Consider the following 19,630-nt stretch of genomic DNA (forward strand, 5'->3'; position numbering starts at 1 on the left):
CGTTAAAAAGCAGCCAAGAAGAATGTCGATACCGCAGATTTTAAACAGCATCGTCGCAAAAGGTCCGGTCTTCGAAGCCGGTCATGTCTGGCTCGCGGGCGCGGGGCCTGGTGATGTACGGTATCTGACGCTGGAAGTGGCGCTGGCGCTTTCTCTGGCCGATGTCATCGTCCGCGATGCGCTGGTGAGCGATGATGTTGTGGCTCTCGGTCCGCAGGCGGAAATCGTCTTTGCCGGCAAGCGCGGCGGCAAGCCTTCCGCGACGCAGGACGACATTACCGCGTCGCTGATCGATTACGCCCGGCAGGGCAAAAAGGTATTGCGGCTAAAGGGTGGTGATCCTTTCATTTTCGGCCGCGGTGGTGAGGAGGCGGAGGCGCTTGTCCGCGCCGGCATTCCATTCCGCATATTGCCGGGCATGACCTCTTCGCTTGCTGCTCTTGCATCCGCGCGTATTCCCGCCACCATGCGCGGTATCAGCCGCGCCGTGACGCTCGCCACCGGCCATGCGGCGGGCACCGAAGAGGATCTCGACTGGCCGGCGCTGGCAAAAACGCACGAACCCATCGTCGTTTATATGGGGCTGAAGAATATCGGCGCGATTGCGGCACTTTTGATGCAGGGTGGCCGTTCGGCTGCAACACCGGTTGCCGTCATCATGTCGGCCACGACGGCGGAGGAGCGTATTTTTATCGGTAAGCTGGAAAGCATAGCCGACGATGCAAAGCGGGAAAACTTCGAAGCCCCGGCTTTGATCGTCATTGGAGAGATCGTCTCGATGCGCGAACGGCTGGGAGTTGCACGGACATGACCGCGCGGGCGATCATCATTGGCGCACCCCGTTCGGGGTCCGGCAAGACCAGCGTAACCATCGGCCTCCTCCGTGCCTTTGCCCGGCGGGGCATCAAGGTACGGGGCATCAAGACGGGGCCGGATTACATCGATCCAGGTTTCCATGCCTTCGCCACCGGCACGCCCGGTCTCAATCTGGATAGCTGGGCCATGCAGCCGCACCTGCTGCAGCATCTGTTTTCGCAGCAGACCGAGGACGCGGAACTCGTTCTGATCGAAAGCGCCATGGGCCTGTTCGATGGCATTCCGGTGGCGGAAAACCGTACCGGTTCGGCGGCGGATCTGGCGCGGCTGTTCGGCATTCCCGTGCTTCTGGTGCTGGATGTGTCGGGCCAGTCGCAGACGGCGGCCGCCATTGCCCATGGTTTCGCCCATTACGACCCCGCCGTCACCATGGCGGCGGTGGTTCTGAACCGGGCCGGCAGTGAAAGACACCGGACGCTGTGCTCGCAAGCCATCGAAAAAATCGGACTTCCCGTTGCCGGCTGCGTCCTGCGCGATCCTTCGCTTGTCCTGCCGGAGCGGCATCTTGGGCTGGTTCAGGCGAGCGAACATCCGGAAATCGATGCACATATAGAACGGCTGGCAGATGCGATGGAAAAATCCATCGATCTCGATGCGCTGCTTTCACTCGCTGCGCCGGTGAATGTGCCTTCCGGATCGGCGGAAGCGGCGATTGCGCCGCCCGGCCAACGCATTGCGCTGGCGGAGGATGCGGCCTTCACTTTCCTTTATCCGCATCTCAGGAAACATTGGCATGCGGCCGGGGCCGAAATCGTGCCTTTCTCGCCTCTGGCTGACGAGGCGCCTGACGAGAGCTGCGATATTTGCTGGTTGCCGGGCGGATATCCCGAACTTTTTGCTGGAAAGCTTGCCGATGCGGCCGGTTTCAAGACAGGCATTGCCCGTTTTGCCGCGACAAGGCCGGTGCACGGCGAGTGCGGCGGCTATATGGTGCTGGGTGCGGCGCTGGAGGATGCCGATGGGGTAACCCATGCCATGACCGGACTTCTGTCGCATGCCACCAGTTTTGCGACGCGCAAGATGAATCTCGGTTATCGGCAGGCGACGGTTGCGGCAGGCGGTCCGCTCGGCGCGGCGGGCGATATTCTGCGCGGCCATGAGTTTCATTATGCGCGGGTCACCGATCCCGGCCGCGACGAGCCTTTTGCCCAGATCGCCGACGGGCAGGGCCGTCCGCTCGGGCCATCGGGCGGCAGAAGGGGTCTCGTCTCCGGCACCTTCTTTCACGCCATTGCCAGAGGCAGCTGATCGGTCTGCGTCGATGGCCTTTCCATGGGATGTGCGGCAAAGTGGAGCAAGCTGCGAAAGTTTGTAGGCTCTGGCCACGGGAAAGTGCTATAGATCGCGTCAGAGGACATGTAAAAGCGGAAACAGTTCCAGCAATCCATGTTCAGTGACGTCTGGCCGGATCGAAAGCCGTTTTCTGTTTCGTGGTCCGAACCTGCCATCGCGCATTTTGTCTCAAGCGTGCTACCCATGATGAAACCCGGAATTTTTGTCTCCGCCGCTCTTGCTGCATCCATTCTGCTGGCTCCCTTCGGCACAGGGTCTGAAGGCATGGCCGCCCATGGCGGAGAAGATTACGCGACGCTGGAGAAGCTCGGCGCGGCCCTGTTCGACGACCCCAGTCTTTCGATGAATCGCACCATGGCCTGTTCCACCTGCCATATGCAGGCGGCCGGATTTTCCGATGCACGGGAGAGCGAAAAGGTCGGGCGGGATGTGTCGCTGGGTGACGATGGCATTTCGCTCGGTGACCGCAATGCGCCGACCGCTGCCTATGCGAAATTCACGCCGCCTTTCGGCAGAAATGCGGCGGGAGACTATGTGGGTGGACAGTTCTGGGATGGCCGCGCCTCCCAGCTGGAGGATCAGGCAGGTGGACCGCCGCTCAATCCGCTTGAAATGGGCATGCCGGACAAAGCCTCTGTCGTAAAACGGCTCAGGGAAAACCCGGATTATGTTGCAGCCTTTGGCACGCAGTTTGGCAAAGATGTCTTCCAGAGCGATGAAACCGCCTATTCCGCGATGACCAAGGCTCTGGCGAGCTTCGAGCGCTCTGATGAATTCTCCACCTTCGATTCCAAATATGACCGTTTCCTGCGCGGCGAGGAAAAGCTGACGGATCAGGAGGAGCTGGGCCGGGTTCTGATTTCCTCGACGCAGTTCACAAATTGCAATACCTGCCATGAGATCCGTGGGGCCAAGGGCTTGGAAGACGGTCTTTTCACCAACCATAAATATTTCAATATCGGCGTTCCGGCCAATACGGCGGTCAGGACCGCGAATGGCTCGAAGCCGGACGCTATCGACTTGGGTCTGGCGCAAAATCCTGAAGTGGGAGGCGATCCCGCCCAGCGCGGCAAGTTCAAGGTGCCGACCCTGCGCAATGTCGCCGTCACCGGCCCTTATATGCACAATGGCGTATTCAAGGACCTGCGCACGGTGGTGCTGTTTTACGTGAAATATAAGAGCAAGAAGCCCAGCCGTCAGATCAATCCGGAAACCGGCAAGACATGGGATGCGCCTGAAGTGCCTGAGAATATAGCCATGACGGAACTGACGTCCGCGCCGGCGCTGGATGACAAGCGGGTGGATGCCATCGTGGCATTTCTGAAGACGCTGACCGACCGGCGGTATGAGCATCTTCTGCCAAAGAAGGAGGGGCAGACGGCGGCGCCGCCTGCCCAACCGGTTTCGTCGATCGTTACGCCGAAAGCGCCTTGAATTCGGCGAGAACCGCATCACCCATGTCGCCGGTGCCGACCTGACGGCAACCGTCGGCCATGATGTCGGCGGTGCGGATGCCCTGGTCCAGAACATTGGCAATTGCGGTTTCGAGCTTCGTTGCCTCATCGACCAGGTTGAACGAGTATCGCAGGCACATGGCGAAGGACGCGATCATGGCGATGGGGTTGGCGATGCCCTTGCCGGCGATATCCGGGGCCGAACCGTGGACCGGCTCATACATGGCCTTGCGCTTGCCGGTCTTTGCATCCGGTGCGCCGAGCGAGGCCGAAGGCAGCATGCCGAGCGAGCCGGTCAGCATGGCGGCGACGTCGGAAAGCATGTCGCCGAAGAGGTTGTCGGTGACGATCACGTCGAACTGCTTGGGCTTGCGCACCAGCTGCATGCCGCCGGCATCCGCCAGCATATGTTCCAGCTGCACGTCCTTGAACTTGGCGGCGTGGGTTTCAGTGACAACCTGGTTCCACAACACGCCCGATTTCATGACGTTGCGCTTTTCCATCGAGCAGACGCGGTTGTCGCGGGTGCGGGCCAGTTCGAAAGCGACGCTGGCGATGCGCTCGATCTCGAAGGTGTCGTAGATCTGCGTGTCGATGCCGCGTTTCTGGCCGTTGCCGAGATCGATGATCTGCTTCGGCTCACCGAAATAAACGCCGCCGGTCAGTTCGCGGACGATAAGGATATCGAGGCCTTCGACCAGTTCCGGCTTCAGGGAGGAGGCGGCAGCAAGTGCGGGATAGCAGATGGCGGGGCGCAGGTTGGCGAAAAGTTCGAGATCCTTGCGCAGGCGAAGCAGGCCGGCTTCCGGGCGATGCTCATAGGGAACGCCGTCCCATTTCGGGCCGCCGACGGCGCCGAACAGGATTGCGTCGGCGGCAAGCGCCTTTTCCATGTCCGCATCGGAAATCGCAACGCCATGGGCGTCATAGGCGGAACCGCCGACAAGGCCCTCCGAAACGGTAAAGCCGGCATTGTGCGCGCTGTTCATATAATCGATCAGCTTGCGGACCTCAGTCATGGCTTCCGGGCCGATACCGTCACCGGGCAGCAGGAAAAGCGAACGGACTGTCATGAGAACCCTCCTTGGGCGGCGCGCCGGAAAACATCACGAGGGGTTTTCGATGGCGGCGAGCGCGGCGTCAAACTCGTTCCGTCCTGCGCATGCCAAGTCGTATCGCAGCCGGACGGGATCGGGGGCTTCTTATCTCCGCCTCAACGGCTTTTCAAGCAAAGCAAAAGCCGATCCGGTACTGTTTGGTAGGGGATCGGCTTTTTTGAAGAGCGGAATGTGGTCAGGCCCAGGGGCGGACCGAGGCGTTCGCCTTTTCAAACGTGTCGATGGCGCCGGAATGTTCCAGCGTCAGGCCGATGTCGTCGAGACCGTTCAGCATGCAATGGCGCTTGAATTCGTCGATTTCGAAGGTGATCGTGCCGCCGTCGGGGCCACTGATTTCCTGGCGTTCCAGATCGATGGACAGAACCGCGTTCGATCCGCGCGAAGCGTCGTCCAGCAGCTTTTCGAGGTTCTCGGGGCTGACGACGACCGGCAGGATGCCGTTCTTAAAACAGTTATTGTAGAAGATGTCGGCGAAGCTGGTGGAGATGACGCAGCGGATACCGAAATCGAGAAGCGCCCATGGCGCATGTTCGCGCGAGGAGCCGCAGCCGAAATTGTCGCCGGCCACGAGAATCTGGGCGTTCTGATAGGCGGGCTTGTTCAGCACGAAATCCGGATTGGGCGAGCCATCTTCGAGATAACGCGACTCGGCGAAGAGGCCTTTGCCAAGGCCGGTGCGCTTGATGGTCTTCAGATAGTCTTTCGGAATGATCATATCGGTGTCGATATTGACCACCGGCATGGGCGCGGCAACGCCCGTCAGCTTGGTGAATTTTTCCATCTGTCGCTTCCCGTGTTTCCCTTGAACAAAATCCGGTGGCGGCAAAGCCTGCCGAATGTTCTCTGCCGGGAAATACTGCAAAACTCGGCGCTTTAGAAGCGCAAACCCGCATTCTTCGGTACGCCACGCACGGCGCACTGGTATTTTTAACCGGATGAGACGATCTCAGAGATCGATAATCGTGCCCTTGCCGTCGTTCCAGACGCGCATGTCGCGCTGCGTGCGGGGTTTCACAGGAATGGGGGCCGGTTTCAGGCGCGCGGAGAGAAGGCGGGCAGCGCTGAGAACCGCGAGCACACCAATAAAGGCGACCGTAAGCGAGGCGGTCAAAAGAGCGGCCATGGCCAGAATTGCAATGCCGGATGCGGCGATGAAAAATGAACGTATGCCTTGCATGATCCAAACCTTTCTATCCAGATGAATGTGGGCCTTCTTTTTCCGGCTTGCAAGAGGATTCAGTGGATTGTCAGCTTGCAGATGTCACAAAAGCTTGACACAAGTGCGGCATCGTCAATTTTTCCGAAAATATTTCCGTGAAACCACGCCGTTCACTACTGTCAGTTCCGGCCGTCAATGTCCGGGCGCTCGAAAAAATCTCTGAACTCGACTGTGACGGCGTGATCCTCGACCTGGAGGATTCGGTTGCGCCCGATATGAAGGGCAAGGCACGGGACAATCTGGCAAGGCTGTTTGCGGACGCGCCTTTCGGCGGGCGGGAAGCCATTATCCGTATCAATCCGCTCTCGACGACGGATGGAAAGGCGGATTTGCAACTCGTGCTTTCCTGCCTCCCGGATGCGGTTCTCTTGCCGAAGGTGGAGCAGCCCGCCGATATTCATGCGGTGGCCGACCTTCTGGCCGAGACCGATGCGCCGGAGCGCCTGAAAGTCTGGGCGATGATCGAAACACCCTTCGGTGTCCTTAATGCTGCATCAATTGCCGATGCGGCCCATACGCCGCAAGCGCGGCTTGCCGCTTTCGTCATCGGCCTCAACGATCTGCGCAAGGAAACACGCGTTCCGTCCCTTCCCGGCCGCAGCTATCTCGTGCCGTGGATGATGCAGGTGGTGCTGGCTGCCCGGGCTTACGGGCTGGACGTTATCGACAGCGTCTCGAATGACTTTCGCGATATCGCAGCTTTCGAAGCCGAATGCGAACAGGGGCGCGCCATGGGCTTTGATGGCAAGATGCTGATCCATCCTGCTCAGATCGAACCGGCCAACCGGCATTTCGCTCCGGATGGGGCGGCAGTTGCAGAGGCCCGCGCCATCCTTGCCGCTTTCGCAAAACCGGAATCTGTGGAATTGAACGTCATCAACATGAACGGTCGGATGATCGAGCGGCTGCATGTGGTTGAGGCCGAAAGGCTGGTCGCCATGGCCGATATCATCGCACAAGGAAAGGCAAAAAAGACGTGAAGGTCTATCGTTTCATCACCGGCCCGGACGACTCCAAATTCTGTCACCGGGTCACCAAGGCGCTGAACAAGGGCTGGGAACTGGCCGGCTCCCCGAGCTATGCCTTCAACGCCGCGAGCGGCGTCATGCATTGCGGTCAGGCCGTGACCAAGGTGGTCGAGGGCAAGGAATACCATCCGGACATGAAGCTCGGCGAGCAATGAGCGGCGCCAGCCGCCCCGATCAGCGATCGGCGGCGGCCTCGTCGGCGCTTTCCTCGATCCGCTCCATGTCGTCGTCCGACAGGCCGAAATGGTGGCCGATCTCGTGGATGAGGACGTGGGTTATGATATCGCCCAGCGTTTCCTCGTTTTCGGCCCAGTAGTCGAGAATGGGGCGGCGATAAAGCGTGATGCGGTTCACCATCTCGCCCGTTTCCATGGTGAAACGTTCGGAAATGCCGCGCCCTTCGAACAGTCCTAGGAGGTCGAAGGGTGTTTCGAGCGCCATGTCCTCAAACACGTCATCGGTTGGAAAATCGGCGATCTCGATGATGAGATCCTTCGTCAGTGCGCGAAATTCTTCCGGCAGGTGGCCATATGCCTCGATCGCAAGCGACTCGAAGGCGGAAAGTGTCGGCGCATGGCGGTCCCGCCAATCGTCGGTCTGGTCTATGCGGGCCATTTCTGCTCCTTGTTGGAAGGCCCATATAAACACTTGCAGGGCAAATTTCGAGACCCGTCTGCTTCACCTGCCAAAAAAGCATGAAATTCTTGGCGTTACAGTTACTTTTCAAACCTTCGTCATCTTGACATAAACCGGCGTCTCGCGTAATCGGCACCCAAATTGATGGCGTAGTGCGCCTTCCGTTTATTCCGCCCTTCAAAAGGCGGCTTCACCGGCAGACATTCAAAGGGGCATTCGGTCCTGACGGATTTCCGCTACTCCGACTGATAAAAAGACGGCCAGCTTGCATTTGCGGGCAGAGCCGGAACGAACATGAAAGGATAAAAAATGTTCGCAGTCATCAAGACCGGCGGTAAGCAGTACCGCGTAGCGGCCGACGCCGTGCTGACCATCGAAAAGCTGGAAGCAGAGGCAGGCGCAACTGTAGAATTCACCGAAGTTCTCGTTGTTGGCGAAGGCGCCGACGCCAAGTTCGGTGCTCCCTTCGTCAAGGGTGCGATCGTGAAGGCTGAAGTTGTCGAGCACAATCGCGGCAAGAAGGTCATCGCCTTCAAGAAGCGTCGTCGTCAGAACTCCAAGCGTTCGCGCGGCCATCGCCAGCATCATACTGTCGTCCGCATCACGGACATCGTTGCTGCCTGATCGGCGCGACACGGGAAACAAGGTTTAAAGGAGAACTCCAATGGCACACAAAAAAGCTGGCGGTTCCTCGCGTAACGGTCGCGATTCCGAATCCAAGCGCCTTGGCGTGAAGAAGTTCGGCGGCGAAGCCGTCATTCCAGGCAACATTATTCTGCGTCAGCGTGGCACGCAGTGGCATCCGGGCGCCAATGTCGGCATCGGCAAGGACCACACGATTTTTGCGCTGACCGCTGGCAATGTAAACTTCCGCACGAAGGCCAATGGCCGCGTGTTCGTATCCGTGGCTCCGAAAGCGGAAGCCGCAGAATAAGCCGGTAAGCGTCATATGCAGCCGGTGTCCCATCGACCCGGCTGAGACGTATCAGGTTCAGTCAAGAAAACAGGGGAGATGGGGCACCACCCAACTCCCCTTTTTCTTTACCCCCAAGGAGGGACTGAACCATGCAAGCTGAATTGTTGAGGGTTGACCAATCACGGTCACCCGAAGAGCGGCTAAGACCCGATCGGTCGAGGAGCGATTGCCCCGTTTTACTGTCGCAGAGGCTGGTTTTGCGCAAGCCTCACGAAGAAGACATCGACGCCCTTGCCCATCTTGCCAACAATGCCAATATCGCGACCATGGTGTCGCGTATGCCGCACCCGTATACGGCGAAAGACGCCGCGGATTTTGTGCGACGCTCCAAAGCTGGCGAGATTGGCAAGTGCGTCTATGCGATTACCCGCATGGACAATGGCGAGTTTCTGGGCTGCTGCGCGCTGGAACCCCAGGAAGACGAAAAGACGCTGGAAATCGGTTACTGGCTGGGCGAACCCTACTGGAACCGGGGCTACATGACCGAAGCAGCGCATGCGCTGATCGACATGGCTTTCCGCACGCGTGAAATCGACCAGATCGATGCCCGTTGCCGGGTCACCAACATCGCCTCGCGCCGCGTCATCCAGAAGTGCGGTTTCCAGTTCCAGGGTTCCGGCATGGTCGGTTCGCTGGCGCTCGGCGGCATGGTGCCGGTCGAATGGTACAGGCTGGACCGCAAGACCTGGGTTTCGCTGAAGAGCTGGGGGGATATGGGATGAGCGCGCTCGAACTGACCCGCCGCCGGGCTGCCACGACACTGGCGCCGCCCGGCCCCTGCCCTATCATCGAGACAAAGCGTCTGGTGCTGCGGCCGCAGCGCCTTTCCGATGCCGGCAGCATTGCGGAATCGCTTGGCGATTTCGCCGTGACGAGGATGCTGGCCCGCGTTCCCGCGCCCTATCACAAGCAGGATGCGCTGGAATGGCTGGTCCTGCGCACCTCCGGCACCCTGCCCGACTGGGATTTCGCCATCACCAGCGGCGACGATACTCTGATCGGCGTGGTCTCGGTGGAATTGCGGCACGGCGAGTGGCATCTCGGTTATTGGCTGAACCGCTTCTACTGGGGCAAAGGTTACATGACCGAGGCGGTTGCCGGCGTGGTGGAGCGATTCTTCCGCCGCATGCCGGGGGTAACCCTTCATTCCGGCGTGTTTGCGGATAATCCCGCTTCGCTGCGCGTGCAGGAAAAACTCGGCTTCCGGGTGACCGGCTGCCACCAGATCTACGCCACGGCGCGCGCCGCCATGGTGGCGCATATCGATACGATGATCACGGCGGACGAATTCATTGCGCCGCGTCGCTGACACCTGAAGAGCATCGGGCCGAAAACCGTCATACAGTTTTCGGCCCGATGTTTTGAACAGGGCCGGTTTGCCAAAGGCCGGTCTTGTCTCGCACAGGGGCTTGCCGCACGATAGTCTTTGACCTTGCGGAGAAGCGCTTGTATTCGAAACGACAATATTTTTGTTTGACGCAGCGGACAGATCGTTGCGTCCGCAAACCGACAGAACGGCAGTCCGATGAAATTTCTCGATGAAGCAAAAGTCTATATCAAGTCCGGTGACGGCGGTGCGGGCGCCGTTTCCTTCCGGCGCGAAAAATTCATCGAGTTCGGCGGCCCTGACGGCGGTGACGGCGGACGCGGCGGCGATGTCTGGGTTGAGGTGGTCAATGGTCTCAACACGCTGATCGACTTCCGCTTCCAGCAGCATTTCAAGGCCTCGATCGGGCAGCACGGCATGGGCAAGACCCGTACCGGCGCCAAGGGCGCGGACGTGGTGCTGAGAGTACCGGTCGGCACCCAGATTTTCGAGGAAGACAATGAGACGCTGATCGTCGACCTCACCAAGGAAGGCCAGCGCTTCCGTCTCGCTGCCGGCGGCAATGGCGGTTTCGGCAATGCCTATTTCAAGTCGTCCACCAACCAGGCGCCCACCCATGCCAATCCGGGCCTAGCCGGTGAGGAAAAAACGGTTTGGCTTCGCCTGAAGCTGATTGCCGATGCCGGTCTCGTCGGTCTGCCCAATGCCGGCAAATCCACCTTCCTTGCGACGGTGACCCGCGCGCGACCAAAGATCGCCAATTATCCCTTCACCACCCTGCATCCGAACCTCGGCGTGGCAACCATTGACGGCCGCGAATTCGTGCTGGCCGATATTCCCGGCCTGATCGAAGGTGCGCATGAGGGTGTCGGCATCGGTGATCGCTTCCTTGGTCACGTCGAGCGCACCCGCGTGCTTTTGCATCTCGTTTCCGCGCAGGAGGAAAAGGTCGGCAAGGCCTACAAGACGGTCAAGGCCGAGCTGGATGCCTATGGCGGCGGGCTGACCGACAAGCCGGAAATCGTGGCGCTGTCGCAGATCGACGTGCTGGATGAAAAAGAGCTGAAAAAGAAGGCCAAGGAACTGGAAAAGGCCTGCGGCCGCCCGCCGCTCCTTCTGTCCGCTGCTGCACATATCGGCATGACGGAAGCGCTGCGCGCCCTTCGCGATGTCATCGTCTCGGCGAGCAATGGCGGCGAAACCGCGCTGCCCGACCGGTCGATGCCGCATGAGGACAGCGAGGCCGAGGAAGGGGACGACCGCCTATGAGCCTGACGCGCAAGCCGCTGGCCAGCCACCACCGGATCGTCATCAAGATCGGATCGGCGCTTCTGGTGGACCGGAAGACCGGCCTCAAGAAAGATTGGCTGGATGCCATCTGCGAGGATATTGCCGCGCTGAAGAAAAACGGCGCGGATGTCCAGGTCGTCTCTTCGGGCGCCATTGCGCTTGGCCGCACCGTGCTCGGCCTGCCTTCCGGCGCATTGAAGCTGGAGGAAAGCCAGGCGGCGGCGGCTGTCGGCCAGATCGCGCTGGCGCGGGCATGGTCGGAAAGCCTGTCGCGGCATGAGATCGTCGCCGGTCAGATTCTGCTGACGCTCTCCGATACCGAAGAGCGCCGCCGTTATCTCAATGCGCGCGCCACCATCAATCAGCTTTTGAAGATCGGCGCCATTCCGATCATCAATGAAAACGATACGGTAGCGACCACCGAGATTCGTTATGGCGACAATGACCGTCTGGCGGCGCGCGTGGCAACCATGACGGGGGCGGATCTTCTGGTGCTGCTTTCGGATATTGACGGGCTTTATACGGCGCCGCCGCATCTCGATCCGGATGCGAAATTCCTGGAAACGATCGCCGACATTACCCCCGAGATCGAGGCAATGGCAGGCGGGGCGGCTTCCGAGCTTTCGCGTGGCGGCATGCGTACCAAGATCGATGCCGGCAAGATCGCCACGGCTGCCGGTTGCGGCATGATCATCGCTTCCGGCAAGACGCTCAATCCGCTGAAGGCCATCGAAAATGGCGCTCGGTCCTCCTGGTTCGCGCCCTCCGGTACACCGGTGACGGCGCGCAAGACCTGGATTGCCGGGCAATTGCAGCCGGCTGGCGAAATCCATGTGGATGCGGGTGCGGAAAAGGCGCTTTATGCCGGCAAAAGCCTGCTTCCCGCCGGTGTGCGGCTGGTGAAGGGCAATTTCGGACGTGGCGATGCCGTTGCCATTGTCGGTTCGGAAGGTCGTGAGGTTGCGCGCGGCCTTGCTGGTTACGATGCCGAAGAGGCGCGTCTCATCATCGGCCACAAGTCCAACGAGATCGAGGCGATCCTCGGTTACGTCGGCCGTGCGGCGATGATCCATCGTGACGACCTCGTGATGACCGGCACTGCCGTCAAAGTCAAACATGCCAAGAAGGATGAGGTCCATGCCTGAACAGGCCGTGAAGCAGAGCCATGACATCGACGCGCTGATGATGACCATCGGCGCGCAGGCGAAAGCTGCTTCGCGACCGTTGTCCATTGCCGGCACGGACCAGAAGAACCGCGCTCTGCTTGCCATGGCGTCTGCCATCGAGGCGTCCAAGGAGGCGATCCTTGCCGCCAACAGGCAAGATCTGGCCGCGGCGGAGAGCGCCGGTCTTGCGGCATCCTTCGTCGATCGACTGACGCTCAATGATGCACGCATCGCCGGGATTGCCGAAGGTATTCGCTCGGTCGCAGCCCTGCCGGATCCCGTTGGCGAGGTTATCGCCGCCTGGGATCGTCCGAACGGGCTGAAGATCGAGCGGGTGCGCACGCCGCTCGGCGTCATCGGCGTGATTTACGAAAGCCGCCCGAATGTGACGGCGGATGCCGGCGCGCTTTGCCTCAAGGCCGGCAATGCCGTGATCCTGCGCGGCGGCTCGGATTCGCAACATTCATCGCATGCTATCCATGCCTGCCTCGTGGCGGGTTTGAAGATTGCCGGGCTTCCCGAACATGCCATTCAGCTGGTGCCGGTGACAGACCGTGCCGCTGTCGGCGCGCTTCTCGGCGGCTTGAATGGCACGGTGGACGTCATCGTGCCGCGTGGCGGCAAAAGCCTGGTGGCGCGGGTGCAGTCCGAGGCGCGCGTGCCCGTCTTCGCCCATCTGGAGGGCATCTGCCATATTTATGTCGACGCCTCTGCCGATCTCGACATGGCCAAACGCATCGTTGTTAATGCCAAGATGCGCCGCACCGGTATTTGCGGGGCGGCAGAGACGTTGCTGGTGGATGCAGCTGCTATTTCCACGCATCTCGCGCCGCTCGTCAATGACTTGGTTGCGGCCGGTTGCGAAGTGCGCGGCTCGCAGGCGGTTCTTGATGTGGTTGAGGGCCTGAAAGCCGCGACGGAGGAGGACTGGCGCACTGAATATCTCGACGCGATCATTTCGGTCGCCGTGGTGGAGGGTATTTCGGGCGCGATCGAGCATATCGGCACCTATTCCTCCAACCACACCGAGGCGGTGATCGCCGAGGAACCTGAGGTGGTGGCGCGGTTCTTCAACGAACTCGATTCGGCCATTCTGCTGCACAATGCCTCGACGCAATTTGCCGATGGCGGTGAATTCGGCATGGGTGCGGAAATCGGCATCGCCACCGGCAAGATGCATGCGCGGGGTCCCGTCGGCGTCGAACAGCTCACCTCGTTCAAATACCGTGTGCATGGCACCGGCCAGACACGGACGTGATATTTGCCGGCCGATAAGCGCCTCGACAGACGTTATCTCACCATGCCGCATGTGGAGCGCGGCATGGTCGTCGGGCTTTTCGGCGGCTCCTTCAATCCGCCGCATGCGGGTCATGCGCTTGTGGCGGAAATTGCACTGCGCAGGCTGGGTCTCGATCAGCTCTGGTGGATCGTCACTCCAGGCAATCCGCTGAAAAGCCGTTCGGAACTGGCGTCCCTCGAAGATCGTATCGCCGCCTGCGAAAAGCTTGTTCATGATCCCCGCATCAAGGTCACGGCCTTCGAAAAATCCCTGGGCTTGAGCTATACCGCCAATACGCTCGCCAAGGTGAAGGCAAAAAATCCACATGTGCGCTTCATCTGGATCATGGGCGCGGACAATCTCAAGAGCTTTCATCGCTGGCAGAAATGGCGCACCATCGCGGAGACTTTCCCGATTGCCGTAATCGACCGGCCGGGTTCGACCCTGTCCTATCTCTCCTCCACCATGGCGCAGGCTTTCAGCCAGGCGCGGGTAGACGAGGACGATGCGGGTGTTTTATGGAAAAAACGTGCCCCGGCCTGGGTTTTCATCCACGGTCCCCGCTCCACGCTGAGCTCCACGGCGTTGCGCAACGGTCGAAAATGACGGCAGCGATCACAAATGATGTATGGGCCAGCCGTCAAAGGGTCCATATCTTGAAAAGTTAATAGTTTGATGCCACCTTCATTGTGTGACGCAGAGAGTCGCGTCGCGCAGTACCTGTTTTGTCATTCTTGGAAAGGAAAACCTCTGACAACAGTACACGCCAAGGGAAGAGCATTTGTTGCTATCCCGAAGGGCCAGGACAGTGGCGCCGATGCCGCCGGCCATGCCCTCGAAACCGTCCTCGCGAGCCTCGAGGACTCCAAGGCTGAAGATATCGTATCTCTCAACATTGCCGGAAAATCGGCGCTTGCGGACTACATGGTCGTGGTCTCCGGGCGGTCGAACAGGCATGTTTCGGCGATTTGCGAGCATCTTCTCAAGGACATGAAGGATGAAGGGTTCGGAAACGCCCGCGTCGAAGGTCTTGAGACCGGAGACTGGGTGCTGATCGATACCGGCGATATCATCGTTCATGTGTTCCGTCCGGAAATCCGCGCCTTCTACAATATCGAAAAAATGTGGGCGACGCCGGATATGCCGGAAGAGACGCTGCATTGATGCGGCCGAGCCTTTGATCGAGCGCATCGTTTTGCCGAAGATCACCTCTGACTTCGGAAGCGGTGTCTCTGGCCGGAAAGTGCGCCGGCCGCATAGGAATCCGCAGGCTATGCTGTTAAGAGCTTGACCCTGTTGGGTCACGGCGAATGCAGGTTTGCAATGCGGATTTCAATTTTTGCGGTGGGACGGCTGAAATCCGGCCCCGAAAAGGATCTTGCGTCCCGTTATATCGAGCGTCTGGCCAAGGCCGGTCCGGCGATCGGGCTGGAATTTTCGCGGATAATCGAGGTTGCCGAAAGCCGCGCTTCGAACGCGGAGACGCGCAAGCGCGAAGAAGCCGCGATGCTGGAAAAACATCTTTCCGACGGTGCGGTGCTGGTGTTGCTGGACGAGCGCGGCAAGGCGCTGGACAGCCCAGCCTTCGCCTCGTTTTTCGGCGACCTGCGTGATAGCGGCAGGCGTGACCTCGTGATCGCCATTGGCGGCGCCGATGGGCTTGATCCCGCGCTTTACGACAGGGCTGCGGCGGTTCTCAACCTCGGCAAGCTCACCTGGCCGCATCAGATCGTCCGTATCCTGATTGCCGAACAGCTTTACCGCGCCGTCACCATTCTCTCCGGCCATCCGTATCACCGGGTCTGAACGGTATGCGGATGCAGATTATCGTCTCAATTTCAACATGAAGCTTCGCGACACGACGGGTTGCGGACGGCTTTGCCGCCGCGCTCTTTCAGGCCTCTTGGAAGATCGCGGCAAAATCCCTAATATCGGCGCCTCTGCTTCGGCATCAAAGAAAGCTCAAATGGACAAGAGGTCTCAACGAAAACGGCGCGCTGCCCTTGCGGGTGCGGTTATGGCCGCTTTCGTCATGGGGTGTGGTCCGACCTATTCGCGCGATGACGCGGGCGCCGTTCCGGCCGACGGCGATGCATCGTCGCCGGATGCGCTGCAGGTGCTGGAAAAGCGCCGGGACCAGAACCGGCAGGATCTCGAGGAACTGGTCGACAGCATCGGCCTTTCGGAAGACAAGACCCGCAATCTTGAAGAGAGCATTGCGGCCCTCAATCAGGATAGTGCCCGTATCCGGGAAGAGCTGATCGCATCTGCCGCCCGACGCAGGACGCTCGAAACCAAGATCAGCGACGGTGAGGATCGCCTCGCCAAGCTTTCCGTTCGCGAGGACGGTGTCAAAACGTCGTTGCGCGAAAGGCGCGGTGTGCTGGCGGAGGTGCTGGCGGCGCTGCAACGGATGGGCCGCAATCCGCCCCCTGCCCTGCTGGTATCGCCGGAGGACGCGCTTGCTTCGGTGCGCAGCGCCATTCTTCTGGGCGCCGTCGTTCCGGGCATCCGTGGTGAAACCGACAAGCTCGTCGCCGCTCTCAAAGAATTGACCGATCTCAGGCAGGCAATCGCTCGCGAAAAGGACGATCTTACGGGTATGATGACGGCAAGTCTGGAAGAGGAGAAACGCCTCGACCTGCTGATTGCCGAAAACGACCGCAGGAACACCCAGACGGCGGCGGAGCTGGAGGCGGAACGCAAGCGGTCCGAAGAGCTGGCGAGCAAGGCGACGAGCCTCGAAGGCCTGGTCAGTTCGCTCGAAGGCGAGATTACCTCGGTGCGGGAAGCGAAGGAAAAGGCGCGGGCGGAAGAGCAGCGTCTGGCCCGTCTTTCCGAAGCGGAACGCGAAAAGGAACGTGCCGCGGCCGAGGCCGGAATGCCCGATAAAAACCGTATTGCGCCCGCATATCCCTTCGCGAGTTTGAAGGGAAAGCTGGAGGTGCCGGTTGCGGGCGATGTGCTGCGGCGCTTCGGCGATGCGGACGGTACGGGCCATTTTTCCAAGGGGATTGTCGTTGCGAGCGGCCCGGAAGCCATCGTGACGGCGCCTGCAGACGGCTTCGTGGTGTTTGCCGGAGATTTTCGCAGTTACGGCCGGATGATCATCCTCAATACGGGTGATGGTTATCATGTGGTGATGACGGGCATGGACAATGTGAGGACACGCCAGGGAATGTTCGTGTTCTCCGGAGAGCCCATCGCCTCCATGGGTGCAAAAAGAGTAGCGAGTGCAGCAGCATTGGCGCTGGAAACCGACAGGCCAACGCTCTACATTGAGTTCAGGAAAGATGGTGTGCCGGTTGATTCCCAACCATGGTGGACCGCAAAAAAGACCGGAAGGGCGCACAATGATTCGTAAGGTTTCGCTTCTCCTTATCGGTGGGCTTATGGGCGCCACGGCGATGAGCGTGATTTATTCGGCGAGCATGCCGGCACAGGCGGCCGGGCCTTCGACCTATAAGGAACTGTCGATCTTTGGCGACGTGTTCGAGCGTGTGCGCGCACAATATGTGACGCCGCCCGACGACGAGAAGCTGGTTGAAAATGCCATCAACGGCATGCTCAGCTCGCTCGATCCGCATTCCAGCTTCATGAATGCCAAGGATGCCAACGACATGCGCACCCAGACCAAGGGTGAGTTCGGCGGTCTCGGCATCGAAGTGACCATGGAAAACGAGCTGGTCAAGGTCATCTCGCCGATGGACGACACGCCGGCTGCCCGCGCGGGCATCCTTGCCGGTGACTTCATTTCGGAAATCGACGGCACGCCGGTCCGCGGCCTCAAGCTCGAACAGGCGGTTGAAAAGATGCGCGGCGCGGTGAAGACGCCAATCAAGCTGACGATCATCCGCCAGGGCGCCGACAAGCCGCTCGACATCACCGTCGTGCGCGACGTGATTGCCGTGCGTGCGGTCAAGTCGCGTGTCGAGGGCGACAATGTCGGTTATCTGCGCGTTATCTCCTTCACCGAGAAGACCTATGACGATCTCGAAAAGGCGATCAAGAAGATCAAGGCGGATGTGCCGGCCGACAAGCTGAAGGGTTATGTGCTCGACCTGCGTCTCAACCCGGGCGGTCTGCTCGATCAGGCCATCAACGTCTCCGATGCTTTCCTCGAGCGTGGCGAGGTCGTTTCCACCCGCGGCCGCAATCCGGACGAGACGCGCCGCTTCAACGCGACGGCGGGCGATCTGACCGACGGCAAGCCGGTGATCGTGCTCGTCAACGGCGGTTCGGCTTCGGCTTCGGAAATCGTTGCCGGTGCGTTGCAGGATTTGCGTCGTGCGACCGTCGTCGGCACGCGCTCCTTCGGCAAGGGTTCGGTCCAGACGATCATTCCGCTCGGCGAGGCCGGCGCGTTGCGTTTGACGACCGCGCTGTATTACACGCCGTCGGGCAAGTCGATCCAGGGCACGGGCATCGAGCCAGATATCAAGGTGGAGCAGCCGCTCCCGCCGGAATTGCAGGGCCGCGTGACGACCGAGGGCGAATCCAGCCTTTCCGGTCATATCAAGGGTCAGAGCGAGACCGACGAAGGTTCGGGCTCCTCCGCTTACGTCCCGCCGGAAGCCAAGGACGACATCCAGCTTAATTATGCGCTGGATCTGTTGCGCGGCGTCAAGACGGATCCATCCTTCCCGCCGAACCCGGACAAGGCTGTGGTCAACAAGCAGTAAGACAGATGCGCCGGCCAGCCGGCGCATTTTCTCGATTGCCCAACCATTTGGACGGATCGTTCATTGCCTTCGGACCTGCGAAAACCGCTTCTGGGTCGTCAGAAAAAAAGCGCCGGTATCAACCGGCGCTTTTCCGTCATTATGCTTTTGACTGCCTGTGCGGTTCTTTCCATCGGCGGCCTCTCGGTCTATACGGCGCTTTCGCCAGGTAATTTGCAGAAGACGGCGTCCGGGCCGGAGATCCAGGCGAGGCTTCCGGAAAAGGCTGCCGAGACGGCGTCCGGTGAAAATGCGGGCTTGCAGCCACAAAGCGGCCGTTCCGGTGCAAGCATTAATCGCTCGACAATGCTGGATGGCAATGTCGTATCGGTCTATTCTCCACGGCCCCGCGACGGCGACGGACCGGTGCTGATGAGTGGCCAGACCTATGGTCAGGACCCGCGCATGGCCATGCGTCCCAATGAAGAGTTGCTGGAAGAGACTGCGTTCGGTAGGCTGCCCGTCGTTGGCGCCGACGGCCTGAGGCCGATGGAGCAATATGCAAGGCCCTGGTCCGGCGCGCGCGGCACCCGGGTGGCGATCGTGGTTGGCGGTCTCGGGCTCAGCCAGACGGGTTCGCAAAAAGCGATCAGGGAATTGCCGCCGGACGTGACGCTGGGTTTTGCCGCGAGCGGCAACAGCCTGCAGCGGTGGATGCAGGAAGCGCGTCGTCAGGGGCATGAAATCCTTCTCCAGATACCGCTGGAGCCTTTCGGTTATCCCGGCACCAACCCGGGGCCGGACACGCTGCTGGCCGGTGATCCGGCCAAGGTCAATCTCGACCGGCTGCATCGTTCAATGGCGAAAATCACCAATTATACCGGCATCATGAATTATCTCGGCGGCCGCTTCCTGGCCGAGCAGGCGGCGCTGGAGCCGATGATGCGTGACATCGGCAAACGTGGTCTGCTGTTTCTGGACGATGGTTCGTCGGCACAATCGCTGAGCGGCGGGATTGCAAAGGCCATTTCCGCCCCGCAAGGTTTTGCCGATATTCTGCTCGATGGCGAGGTGACCGAGGCTTCCATCTTGCGCAAGCTCGACGAACTGGAGCGGATTGCTCGCCGCAACGGCCAGGCGATTGGCGTGGCATCGGCTTTCGATGAAAGCATTGCGGCAATCTCCAAATGGTCCCGGGAAGCCGGCGGCCGCGGCATCGAAATTGTCGGTGTTTCTGCGCTTGTTTCGGAGCCGGCGGGACAGTAAACCTTGCCTGCGGCCATTTCAGCGCCCTCTGGTGCTCAGAC

The 19,630-nt window shown here is 60.2% G+C and carries 22 protein-coding genes; 18 read left to right on the forward strand and 4 right to left on the reverse strand.

Annotated elements, in window-relative coordinates; all coding sequences use genetic code 11:
* Nucleotides 1-22: 22 nt before the first annotated feature.
* From cobA to ACI2KA_RS11440, 3 genes are all read left to right on the forward strand, one after another.
* Entirely contained in the window at nucleotides 23-811 is a 789-nt protein-coding gene (gene cobA, locus ACI2KA_RS11430) for a uroporphyrinogen-III C-methyltransferase (RefSeq protein ID WP_404502057.1), read from the forward strand.
* Nucleotides 808-2,124: a cobyrinate a,c-diamide synthase gene (locus ACI2KA_RS11435; RefSeq protein WP_404502059.1), complete on the forward strand. Its 1,317-nt coding sequence runs from the start codon at nucleotides 808-810 to the stop codon at nucleotides 2,122-2,124. Before cobA ends, ACI2KA_RS11435 begins: the two co-directional genes overlap by 4 nt.
* A gap of 228 nt (nucleotides 2,125-2,352) precedes the next feature.
* Nucleotides 2,353-3,603, forward strand: a complete 1,251-nt coding sequence (locus tag ACI2KA_RS11440; protein WP_404502061.1) for a cytochrome-c peroxidase — start codon at nucleotides 2,353-2,355, stop codon at nucleotides 3,601-3,603.
* Here the strand turns inward: ACI2KA_RS11440 and leuB are convergent.
* From leuB to ACI2KA_RS11455, 3 genes are all read right to left on the reverse strand, one after another.
* A complete protein-coding gene (leuB, locus tag ACI2KA_RS11445; protein WP_404502063.1) occupies nucleotides 3,584-4,696 on the reverse strand; it encodes a 3-isopropylmalate dehydrogenase in 1,113 nt (370 codons plus the stop codon). The two genes, ACI2KA_RS11440 and leuB, sit on opposite strands and share 20 nt — an antisense overlap.
* Before the next feature lie 220 nt (nucleotides 4,697-4,916).
* Nucleotides 4,917-5,522, reverse strand: coding sequence for a 3-isopropylmalate dehydratase small subunit (leuD, locus tag ACI2KA_RS11450; RefSeq protein ID WP_065114390.1), 606 nt, complete (start codon nucleotides 5,520-5,522; stop codon nucleotides 4,917-4,919).
* A gap of 165 nt (nucleotides 5,523-5,687) precedes the next feature.
* The gene (locus ACI2KA_RS11455) at nucleotides 5,688-5,918 is read right to left on the reverse strand and encodes a hypothetical protein (RefSeq protein WP_404502065.1); all 231 of its coding nucleotides are present in this window, start codon (nucleotides 5,916-5,918) and stop codon (nucleotides 5,688-5,690) included.
* 110 nt (nucleotides 5,919-6,028) lie between these two features.
* On the opposite strand from ACI2KA_RS11455, the gene ACI2KA_RS11460 reads away from it, so the two are divergent.
* Both ACI2KA_RS11460 and ACI2KA_RS11465 read left to right on the forward strand, forming a co-directional pair.
* The gene (locus ACI2KA_RS11460) at nucleotides 6,029-6,940 is read left to right on the forward strand and encodes an HpcH/HpaI aldolase/citrate lyase family protein (RefSeq protein ID WP_404502477.1); all 912 of its coding nucleotides are present in this window, start codon (nucleotides 6,029-6,031) and stop codon (nucleotides 6,938-6,940) included.
* Nucleotides 6,937-7,143 (forward strand): DUF1737 domain-containing protein, encoded by a 207-nt coding sequence (locus tag ACI2KA_RS11465; protein WP_404502067.1) that lies wholly within the window; start codon nucleotides 6,937-6,939, stop codon nucleotides 7,141-7,143. The genes ACI2KA_RS11460 and ACI2KA_RS11465 overlap by 4 nt, the downstream gene beginning before the upstream one ends.
* A gap of 19 nt (nucleotides 7,144-7,162) precedes the next feature.
* On the opposite strand, the gene ACI2KA_RS11470 is transcribed toward ACI2KA_RS11465, so the two are convergent.
* Nucleotides 7,163-7,603: a metallopeptidase family protein gene (locus ACI2KA_RS11470; RefSeq protein ID WP_003520258.1), complete on the reverse strand. Its 441-nt coding sequence runs from the start codon at nucleotides 7,601-7,603 to the stop codon at nucleotides 7,163-7,165.
* A 330-nt stretch (nucleotides 7,604-7,933) separates the two neighbouring features.
* Between ACI2KA_RS11470 and rplU the strand changes: the two genes are divergently transcribed.
* The 13 genes from rplU (at nucleotide 7,934) to ACI2KA_RS11535 (ending at nucleotide 19,589) form a co-directional block, all read left to right on the forward strand.
* Nucleotides 7,934-8,248, forward strand: a complete 315-nt coding sequence (rplU, locus tag ACI2KA_RS11475; RefSeq protein ID WP_003492690.1) for a 50S ribosomal protein L21 — start codon at nucleotides 7,934-7,936, stop codon at nucleotides 8,246-8,248.
* Nucleotides 8,249-8,288: 40 nt separating this feature from the next.
* Nucleotides 8,289-8,558: a 50S ribosomal protein L27 gene (gene rpmA / locus ACI2KA_RS11480; RefSeq protein ID WP_003492686.1), complete on the forward strand. Its 270-nt coding sequence runs from the start codon at nucleotides 8,289-8,291 to the stop codon at nucleotides 8,556-8,558.
* Between the two features lie 131 nt (nucleotides 8,559-8,689).
* Nucleotides 8,690-9,322 carry a GNAT family N-acetyltransferase gene (locus ACI2KA_RS11485; protein ID WP_404502069.1) on the forward strand — a complete coding sequence of 211 codons (633 nt, stop codon included), beginning with the start codon at nucleotides 8,690-8,692 and terminating at the stop codon, nucleotides 9,320-9,322.
* Nucleotides 9,319-9,909 (forward strand): GNAT family N-acetyltransferase, encoded by a 591-nt coding sequence (locus ACI2KA_RS11490; protein WP_404502071.1) that lies wholly within the window; start codon nucleotides 9,319-9,321, stop codon nucleotides 9,907-9,909. The genes ACI2KA_RS11485 and ACI2KA_RS11490 overlap by 4 nt, the downstream gene beginning before the upstream one ends.
* Before the next feature lie 216 nt (nucleotides 9,910-10,125).
* Complete coding sequence (gene obgE, locus ACI2KA_RS11495) at nucleotides 10,126-11,196, forward strand: GTPase ObgE (RefSeq protein WP_404502073.1); 1,071 nt, start codon at nucleotides 10,126-10,128, stop codon at nucleotides 11,194-11,196.
* A complete protein-coding gene (proB, locus tag ACI2KA_RS11500; RefSeq protein WP_404502075.1) occupies nucleotides 11,193-12,362 on the forward strand; it encodes a glutamate 5-kinase in 1,170 nt (389 codons plus the stop codon). The genes obgE and proB overlap by 4 nt, the downstream gene beginning before the upstream one ends.
* On the forward strand, nucleotides 12,355-13,641 hold the full coding sequence (locus tag ACI2KA_RS11505) for a glutamate-5-semialdehyde dehydrogenase (protein ID WP_404502077.1): 1,287 nt from the start codon (nucleotides 12,355-12,357) through the stop codon (nucleotides 13,639-13,641). Before proB ends, ACI2KA_RS11505 begins: the two co-directional genes overlap by 8 nt.
* Before the next feature lie 42 nt (nucleotides 13,642-13,683).
* Nucleotides 13,684-14,268 carry a nicotinate-nucleotide adenylyltransferase gene (locus tag ACI2KA_RS11510; RefSeq protein ID WP_404502479.1) on the forward strand — a complete coding sequence of 195 codons (585 nt, stop codon included), beginning with the start codon at nucleotides 13,684-13,686 and terminating at the stop codon, nucleotides 14,266-14,268.
* A 69-nt stretch (nucleotides 14,269-14,337) separates the two neighbouring features.
* Nucleotides 14,338-14,826, forward strand: a complete 489-nt coding sequence (gene rsfS, locus ACI2KA_RS11515) for a ribosome silencing factor (RefSeq protein WP_404502079.1) — start codon at nucleotides 14,338-14,340, stop codon at nucleotides 14,824-14,826.
* A 159-nt stretch (nucleotides 14,827-14,985) separates the two neighbouring features.
* Complete coding sequence (rlmH, locus tag ACI2KA_RS11520; protein WP_404502081.1) at nucleotides 14,986-15,468, forward strand: 23S rRNA (pseudouridine(1915)-N(3))-methyltransferase RlmH; 483 nt, start codon at nucleotides 14,986-14,988, stop codon at nucleotides 15,466-15,468.
* Nucleotides 15,469-15,628: 160 nt separating this feature from the next.
* Entirely contained in the window at nucleotides 15,629-17,026 is a 1,398-nt protein-coding gene (locus ACI2KA_RS11525) for a murein hydrolase activator EnvC family protein (protein ID WP_404502083.1), read from the forward strand.
* Complete coding sequence (locus ACI2KA_RS11530; protein ID WP_404502085.1) at nucleotides 17,016-18,344, forward strand: S41 family peptidase; 1,329 nt, start codon at nucleotides 17,016-17,018, stop codon at nucleotides 18,342-18,344. Before ACI2KA_RS11525 ends, ACI2KA_RS11530 begins: the two co-directional genes overlap by 11 nt.
* A 63-nt stretch (nucleotides 18,345-18,407) precedes the next feature.
* Nucleotides 18,408-19,589, forward strand: coding sequence for a divergent polysaccharide deacetylase family protein (locus ACI2KA_RS11535; RefSeq protein ID WP_404502087.1), 1,182 nt, complete (start codon nucleotides 18,408-18,410; stop codon nucleotides 19,587-19,589).
* Nucleotides 19,590-19,630 lie beyond the last annotated feature (41 nt).

This window comes from Agrobacterium sp. NPDC089420, assembly GCF_044900305.1.
Lineage (GTDB): Bacteria > Pseudomonadota > Alphaproteobacteria > Rhizobiales > Rhizobiaceae > Agrobacterium.